The 7,929-nt window shown below is 65.4% G+C and carries 8 protein-coding genes and 2 pseudogenes; 7 read left to right on the top strand and 3 right to left on the bottom strand.

All coding sequences use genetic code 11. The features are described 5' to 3' along the window. The 7 genes and pseudogenes from AC1DH3_RS16630 to AC1DH3_RS16600 form a co-directional block, all read left to right on the top strand. A pseudogene (locus tag AC1DH3_RS16630) lies at positions 1 to 183 on the top strand (hypothetical protein); the annotation flags it as partial. Positions 184 to 340: 157 nt separating this feature from the next. Further along, entirely contained in the window at positions 341 to 1,051 is a 711-nt protein-coding gene (locus AC1DH3_RS16625) for a glycosyltransferase family 2 protein (protein ID WP_476893641.1), read from the top strand. A gap of 2 nt (positions 1,052 to 1,053) precedes the next feature. Further along, complete coding sequence (locus AC1DH3_RS16620) at positions 1,054 to 1,734, top strand: TIGR04282 family arsenosugar biosynthesis glycosyltransferase (protein ID WP_476909812.1); 681 nt, start codon at positions 1,054 to 1,056, stop codon at positions 1,732 to 1,734. Positions 1,735 to 1,745: 11 nt separating this feature from the next. Beyond that, positions 1,746 to 2,438 carry a class I SAM-dependent methyltransferase gene (locus AC1DH3_RS16615; RefSeq protein ID WP_476909811.1) on the top strand — a complete coding sequence of 231 codons (693 nt, stop codon included), beginning with the start codon at positions 1,746 to 1,748 and terminating at the stop codon, positions 2,436 to 2,438. After that, positions 2,435 to 3,922 (top strand): glycosyltransferase family 87 protein, encoded by a 1,488-nt coding sequence (locus AC1DH3_RS16610; protein WP_476909810.1) that lies wholly within the window; start codon positions 2,435 to 2,437, stop codon positions 3,920 to 3,922. Before AC1DH3_RS16615 ends, AC1DH3_RS16610 begins: the two co-directional genes overlap by 4 nt. 62 nt (positions 3,923 to 3,984) lie before the next feature. Then, a complete protein-coding gene (locus AC1DH3_RS16605) occupies positions 3,985 to 4,857 on the top strand; it encodes an MTAP family purine nucleoside phosphorylase (RefSeq protein WP_476909809.1) in 873 nt (290 codons plus the stop codon). Continuing rightward, positions 4,857 to 5,918, top strand: coding sequence for an NAD-dependent epimerase/dehydratase family protein (locus AC1DH3_RS16600; protein ID WP_476909808.1), 1,062 nt, complete (start codon positions 4,857 to 4,859; stop codon positions 5,916 to 5,918). The genes AC1DH3_RS16605 and AC1DH3_RS16600 overlap by 1 nt, the downstream gene beginning before the upstream one ends. Before the next feature lie 58 nt (positions 5,919 to 5,976). Here AC1DH3_RS16600 and AC1DH3_RS16595 read toward each other — a convergent pair whose 3' ends face one another. The 3 genes and pseudogenes from AC1DH3_RS16595 to AC1DH3_RS16585 form a co-directional block, all read right to left on the bottom strand. Next, positions 5,977 to 6,432 (bottom strand): hypothetical protein, encoded by a 456-nt coding sequence (locus AC1DH3_RS16595; RefSeq protein ID WP_476909807.1) that lies wholly within the window; start codon positions 6,430 to 6,432, stop codon positions 5,977 to 5,979. Then, on the bottom strand, positions 6,429 to 7,631 hold the full coding sequence (locus AC1DH3_RS16590; RefSeq protein ID WP_476909806.1) for a molybdopterin-dependent oxidoreductase: 1,203 nt from the start codon (positions 7,629 to 7,631) through the stop codon (positions 6,429 to 6,431). The genes AC1DH3_RS16595 and AC1DH3_RS16590 overlap by 4 nt, the downstream gene beginning before the upstream one ends. Positions 7,632 to 7,746: 115 nt before the next feature. Beyond that, positions 7,747 to 7,929: pseudogene (locus AC1DH3_RS16585) on the bottom strand (hypothetical protein); the annotation flags it as partial.

Raw genomic sequence — 7,929 nt, 5'->3', positions numbered from 1 at the left:
TTCAACCTCGACGGCTCCACCCTCAAGCCCCTCCAGGCATCCGGTGACACCGCCGTCCTCGAAGGCACCCGCGTCCTGATCTCCGACACCGCCGCCGGCCTGCTGAACAAAACCTTCAAGACCGACGCCGTGAAGGCCGACATGCTCGTCGGCATCGCCAAGATCACCGTCAACACCAAGTAACACCCCACCAGGAAAACTCGCCGGATGCATGGTCTGCACCGGTGGGAAGTGCCACGGTTCCGCTTCTGCCGGCACCGTGGCACTTTTCCTTGCCTGGACCGTGGTGCGTCCCGGCCGACGTGGGCCTTCCCCGCCGTAGCCTTGAAAGGTGACTGAAATGACCGAAGTTTTGGTTGATGTGGTTCTACCCTGTCTGAACGAGAAGGGCGCACTGCCCTGGGTACTCGCGCGCCTGCCGGAGGGGTACCGGGCAATTGTGGTCGACAACGGCTCTACGGACGGTTCCGCTGAACTCGCCACCCAACTTGGTGCCATGGTCATTCGCGAGGAACGCCGCGGTTTCGGCGCTGCGGCCCACGCGGGCCTGCTCGCCTCCACGGCCGAATACGTGGCTTTCTGCGACTGCGACGGTTCGCTGGACCCGGCACAGTTACCGGCGCTGTTCGCCCCGGTCATCGACGGCAGTGCGGATCTGGTGCTCGGCAGCCGCCAGCCGCAGCGCGGTTCCTGGCCCGCCCATGCCCGTGTCGCGAACGTCGTCCTGGCTTGGCGGCTCCGTAGGCTGACCGGGGAACGGGTGACGGACCTTGGCCCAATGCGGGCGGGCCGCCGGGTCCAGCTGCTTTCGCTGGCATTGGAGGACCGTCGCAGCGGCTACCCGCTGGAGATGTTCCTGAAGGCGAGCCTTCGCGGCTGGAGAATCCTGGAACTACCCGTTCCGTACGCCCCCCGGACTGGCAAATCGAAAGTCACCGGCACCCTCCGCGGAACCATTACCGCGGTACGGGATATGTCGGCCCAGCTCAAGGCGGCCGCGGCCGCCACAGGTTCCGGACCGGTCCTCGAGGGCACCGGCGACGAATCATGAGTATGCGCAACCTGAATGATCTGACGGTGGCCGTCATCGCCAAAGAGTGTCTGCCCGGGCGGGTGAAGACCCGGCTAAGCCCGCCGCTATCTCCCGAAGATGCGGCCCATCTGGCGCAACTCAGCCTCAGCAGCACCCTGGAAACCGTCAGGCAATTGCCTGCGCGAGACCGACTTCTGGTTATGGACGGGACCCCGACCGCGGGAGACGCAAAGGGTTTTGTCGTGGTGCCTCAGGTTTCCGGAGGACTCGACGAAAGACTCGCCGCCATCTGCGATGCCGCTTCCGGTCCGCTTTTGATCATCGGCATGGACACACCACAATTCTCGCTGCACCATGTCGCGCCGTTGCTTAAGGATTGGGGCACCGGAACGGTAGTCCACGACGCGTGGCTCGGGCCCGCCTCCGACGGCGGATTCTGGGCTCTCGCGCTTCGCAAGCCAACAGGCACCCTCATCCGGGGGGTGCCGATGTCCACCGACACCACCGGAGCCCACCAGCACGACAGGCTCCGTGCCGCCGGCCTCACAACCGGGATGCTGCCCGAGTTGCGGGATATGGACTACTTCAGCGATGCATTGGAGATCGCTGCCGGGATGCCCGGCACCGAATTCTCGTCGGCCGTCGCACAAGCCGCGCCCGTCCTGCAGGACCAGGCACCGATCGCCGGGGCCGGGGGATGACGGCCGTCGGCATGACGCCGCTTGCGCTTTTCGGCCAGGGCCGACGAGAACCCTACGCCCGGGCCCTTGCGAACGGCTTCGGCACTCTGACGCTGCGGCCGGACACCGAACAAGATGCTGCGCCCCCCGTTACTTTCGACGTCAGCAACTGGTGCGACGAGGCAAGCTCACTGGAGATTTCGCTGTTGAGGAACCTGCAGGGGCCCGTGCTCGACGTCGGATGCGGTCCCGGCCGGCTGCTGGCCGCAGCGCAGGACATGGGCCTGACGGCCCTGGGCATCGACACGAGTGCCGAGGCTGTCCACCGGGCCCGTGGCCGCGGCGCCCGCGCCCTCGAACAGTCCATATTCGCCCCGGTTCCCCACGCCGGGCAGTGGCAATCCTTGGTCCTGCTGGACGGAAACATCGGTATCGGCGGCAGCATCACGACCCTGCTGCGCCGGTGCCTGCAACTCATCGCCCCCCAGGGGACTCTCCTGGTGGAAGTGGAAACCGATGCCGAACTGGACACCGTCTACGCGGCGGTCCTGGAAGACGCCCAAGGTAACCAAAGCGAGCCTTTTCGGTGGGCCAGAACCGGCGCCGCCGGTCTCGAATCCCGCGCACTCCGCGGAGGATGGACCGTAAAGTCCGTCCACCACAGGCAGGGCCGCGTCTTTTGTCGACTCTCGCCAGCCATAGGTCCGGGCGGATTCACAGCATGAGCGTCCGGCCGCAAACTGAAAGCACGCCCGGCGCGGCCCGCGCTTCCGGGCGCCGGGCGGGAACCTACGCCGCTCTGGCCGCCGTGCTCATCCTGGCCGCGACAGTGCTTTGGTGGATGGTATTGCCGCGGAATCCCTTCGAGTCGGCTCCCATCGTCGGCACCTGCATCTCGTGGATATTGCTGATGGCGGCGGTCTTCCTGCTCAGGCGGGTGCCACGGGACCGCATTGGGGCGGTGATCATAGCGGGCACGGTTTTGCTTGGCGCGGTTGCCGTAAGCGCACCGCCACGGACCAGTAACGATTCTGCACGATACGCCTGGGACGGAATCGTTCAAAAGGCGGGAATCTCCCCGTACTCGCATGTACCGCTGGATGAGACACTTGCAGGCCTGCGGCCGGGCTGGCTGTTCGCGCCGGGCTCCTTAGACAGCGACGGCCGACCAGTTTGTGCCAAGGAGCTATTCGGCACTGAATCCGTCGCTGCCCTGGGGTATCCGTCGGGGACACCCTTGTGCTCGGCCATTAACCGCCCGCACGTGCACACCATCTATCCGCCAACCGCTGAGATTTACTTCCTCGGAGTGCGGGCGGCCGTTCCGGATTCGGTGGGGTACCTTCCTTTCCAGCTCGGCGGGCTGCTAATCAGTGTGGCCGTTGGAGTGATGCTGCTCCGCATTCTCGCCGCCCGCGGGATGCCCCTCCATCTGGCCGCAGTGTGGGGGTGGAGCCCTTTCGTGCAGCTCGAGGCAATCAACAACGCCCACGTTGATCTCTTGGGCGGCGCCCTCATTCTCGCTGCAGGAATCCTTCTGACAGCAGGAAAGCCGCTCCGCTCTGGCGTTGCTTTCGGAGCCGCAGTGGCAACGAAACTCATTCCGGCCATCGCGGCCCCGGGATTACTGTTCAAGCGCCCGGCACGTTTCATCGCCGCCGCCGTGGCGACGTTCACGCTGCTCTACGTGCCTTATCTGGCGTTCGCGGGAGCGGGAGTCCTCGGATTCCTCCCCGGTTACCTGAAAGAGGAAGGCTACAGCCAAAGCGGCGGGATCCGATTCGGCCTGGCCCAGATCGTCGCGGCCGGGCCTTGGATCCCCGTACTGAGTGCGGCCGCCCTGGCTATCGTCGCTCACGGTGTGCTTAGACGGACCACGGCGGCGAATCTCTGGGAACAGCAGACGGTCATGATCGGGCTGACCCTGCTGATCGTGAGCCCGAACTACCCGTGGTACGCACTGATGCTCATGCCGTTCATCGTCTTGAGCCGCCGCTGGGAATACATCAGCGTCATTCTGGCTCTGGACGTGATCTACATGGTTCCCTCGGCCGCCCCATACAGTGAGCCTCTCAACCAGGGCGTCCTCCTCTTGGCCGCCTCCACCGTCGCGACCGGAGCGTGGCTTCGACGCCGCCGTGGAATTGCAACGGCTGCCCACCGGCGGCTGCAGGCCGAGGCAAGTCACCTCGCGGCCGCACCCCAATGACCCCGGTGACCGACCCACAGAGACGATTTCAAGCAAGTTCCAACAATTGGCAGGATCGCGTTATGCATAACCAATATCCCCGCATCCCCCGCATCGGCGTCATCGGAGGTTCCGGTACTTATACTCTCCCCGGCGCAACGGTGCAGGCCGTCGTCGACGTCGACACACCCTTCGGGCGGCCTTCGGGGCCGCTGACATTTGCCGAGGTGGCCGGACAGACAGTGGCCTTCCTCCCCCGGCACGGCGGGGAGCACTCGCTTCCGCCGCAGAAGATCAACTACCGTGCCAACCTTTGGGCACTCAAGAGCGTCGGGGTCGAGGCGGTCTTCTCATCCTCCGCCGTGGGCGGGTTGCGGGAAGGCTTCGGGCCCGGGACATTCGTGGTCACGGACCAACTGATTGACCGCACCTGGGGCCGGGCCGACACGTTCTTCGACGGAACCACCGCCGACGGCGCCGCGCCGGCCGGCGTCCAGCACTTGCCGGCGTCGGACCCGTTTTGCCCGACACTTCGATCGTATCTGCACGTTGCCCTTGATCAGCTCCAGCTGCCCAGCGCCCCCCAAGGGACAGTGGTGGTCATCAACGGACCGCGATTTTCCACCAGGGCCGAGTCGCAGTGGTACGTCTCCGGCGGGGCTGACATTATCAGCATGACCCAATATCCCGAACCCGTCCTGGCCGCGGAGCTGAACATGGGCTTCGCCAATCTGGCGTTCGTCACAGACTCCGACACCGGCCACGACGGTTCCGAACCGGTCACGGCTGAAGCCGTCTTCGCGCGGCTGAAACATGCCCAGGTCAACGTCCTTGCCATCCTTGAGACAGCCCTCGCCGCCGTCGGCGCCGACTATGCCGCCAGGCCGCTCATGGACCCGGAAGCCGTGCGCCGAATCATGGCGCTCGCTCCGGTCGGCCCGTCAGCGGGTCTCTGATGAGACTCCTCGTGACCGGCGGCGCCGGCTTCATCGGATCCCACATCGTCGAAGCTGCTCTCGCCAAGGGGTGGAGTGTTCGGGTCCTCGACTCCTTGGACGCTTCCCTGCACCCGCACAAACCGGCTTTTGACCGGCGCGTGGACCTCGTCACGGGAGATGTGACGGACCCGGCTGCCGTGGAGTCGGCGTTGCAGGGAATCGATACCGTTTGCCATCAGAGCGCAAAAGTCGGCCTTGGGGTCAGCTTCGCCGACGCACCTGACTACATCCGCAACAACGATTACGGCACGGCCATCCTGCTCGCCGGGATGGAGTGCCACGGCATCACCCGCCTGATTCTCGCCTCCTCGATGGTGGTGTACGGCGAGGGCGCCTACGTCGATCCGGGAACCGGCCGGCCGGTCAGGCCCGGTCCCCGCTCGGAGGAGGACCTTCGCGCCGGCATCTACGATCCACGCAACCCGGAAACCGGCGCCGTTCTGGTCCCCGCGATGGTCACCGAGGATGCCGTCATGGATCCGAGGAACGTCTACGCAGCATCGAAGCTGAGCCAGGAGCACCTCGCCTCCTCGTGGGCCCGGAGCACCGGGGGTTCGGCGATTGCCTTGCGTTACCACAATGTCTACGGACCCAGGATGCCCAAAGACACGCCGTATGCCGGGGTCGCTTCCCTCTTCCGGTCGGCCCTGGCCCGCGGTGAAGCTCCGCGTGTCTTTGAGGACGGAGCCCAGCGCCGAAGTTTCATCCACGTACGGGATGTTGCGGCAGCAAATATCGCCGCCGCCGAGTCGCTGTCCGACGACGGCGCCCCGGCCTTTCGCGCCTACAACGTCGGTGCGGACGAGGTCCACACCATCGGTGACGTGGCGGCCGCGTTGAGTGCCTTCAGCGCCGGTCCGGCGCCCGTAGTCACCGGCGAGTATCGGCTCGGCGACGTCCGCCACGTCACGGCCTCCTCGGAGCGGATCAAGGCCGAACTCGGCTGGGCTCCGAACGTCGGATTCGACGACGGCATGCGGGAATTTGCTACCTCTCCCCTGCGCGGCGACCGGGTGTAAGCCACCGGCGCCGGCAGGCTTTCCGGCCCCGGGACTGTTGCCGAAAGGATCTGCCGGGTCAGCGGCGGCGGACCCGCCCGGTCCCGCGGGCTCTTCGTTCCAGGGCAAAGATGGTCACGGCAGAGCCGCCCGCAAGGAACGCCCAGAACCATGTGAGGGAGGCGGCGTAGTTGGCTTCCAGCACGGTGGTGCTCTGCGCGACGGACTGGGCCTTCACCAGAATTGCAGCAATCAAGGTGATTACCGCACCACTTAGCAGCGCGCCGCGGAGCACTGCGGCCGAGAGCGGCTGGAGCTTCGACCCGGCCCTCGTCAGGCCTGCGCCCGCAAGAGTGGAGAGCGGCACAATGACGCCGTCGTGAATAAGGACGGCAACGGCCATCCACGTCAGCAGTCCGATCAACTGCTCCGGCCCTAACTGGGTGGGCAGGCCCAGCAGTCCGTATCCCAGCATGGCGATACCGGCGGCGCCGAGGGCCGCACGTGCGGCTTTGACGGAGTTCGGCGTTTTCACAGGACCTCGATACTTTGCAGCCATTTGGTCTGGAGGACTCCGGGCCGGCCGGGGGCGATGATGCGGGCCGGATAGCCATGATCGAGATCGAGTACGGAGCCGTTCAGCTCCAGGGCCACCAGCGTTTTTTCGTCCCGGGCGTATTCCGGGGCCATGGTCATCAACCGGTAGGCGCCCTCCGGTTCCAAGCTGGTGACACGAAGGGTGGACCCGGCCGGAGCCCCCACGGCGTCCATCAAGTCCCTGACCAGGACCCCGCGCCACTGCGCAGTCTGGCTCCAGCCCTCGACGCATGCGATGGGAAGTTCGTGGGTGTGCTGGGGCATTGCCTTGAGCTGGGCAAGGCTGAAGGTCCGGCGGGAGTCACCGTTGCGTACCAGAAGGGTCCAGTTGGCGTCATTGGCCGCCTCTGTGACGCTGGCAGCTACAGCCGTTCTGTTGACCGGCACCCCCTGCGGCCCGGTGCCCATCTTGCGCGGAGCGAAAAGGTTTAGCGGTGCAAGCACGGCGAAGGATTGTCCGGCGGTCGTCAGCACAACCGATCCGGTCGCCGTTGCCACACCCATCAGGAATGCCCGCCGGGACCATCGTCCGCGGCCCGGACTGCCGGCGACGGACGCCCGCCCGTGCGAGTCCATCCCGCCGTCGGAGGGCTTGCCGGCCTGCCCTCCCGCGGAACGGGCACGCCAGTTGGTGGCGATGACGGGTAGCTTGACCGCGATGTGCAACAGCAGCGATCCCCAGATCACCCAGGCCAACCAATAATGCGTCTCACGAAACGGAAAGGGCCACGGATACCATTTGTAGGTGTTGATCAGCCCGGTGGTCAGCTGCACTAGAGATGCACCGAGGAATAAGGCTATCGAGGCCCGCTCGAGGCCATGCAGCAGAGACTTCACGGGCGGCCACTTGAGCAGTTCGGGGTACACGGACCACAGCTTTGCCAGAAGCAGAGGAATCGAGGCGATGCCGGCAGTTACGTGGAGTCCCTGCGTCAGTTGGTAGATCCAGACCGGTCTGGTCGGAAAGAACATCCAGGACGGCGGATTCTGGAGTCCATGACTGAAGAGGCCGGTCAGGAAACATATTGTGAAGCTGACCCCGAGCCAGCGGCCCACCACTACCGTCAGGCGTGAACTGCGGGTCGGCGATGCGAACTTTGCGGCCAAAGCTTGAGTGAGCTTCTGCGGGTTGGGCATTTGCATGTCGTTATCACTCCACCGTTCTGTGGCCCCGGGGCCAGTCTAATCCTAGAGCCGAGAACGCCACGGACCCCCAAGGTCCGTGGCGTTCTCAACCATTCCTGGTGGGGTGTTACTTGGTGTTGACGGTGATCTTGGCGATGCCAACGAGCATGTCGGCCTTCACGGCGTCGGTCTTGAAGGTTTTGTTCAGCAGGCCGGCGGCGGTGTCGGAGATCAGGACGCGGGTGCCTTCGAGGACGGCGGTGTCACCGGATGCCTGGAGGGGCTTGAGGGTGGAGCCGTCGAGGTTGAA

The organism is Arthrobacter sp. 05L428 (assembly GCF_056397665.1).
The sequence above is the reverse complement of the archived record's forward strand: the minus strand, read 5'-3'. Positions and strand labels throughout refer to the sequence as shown.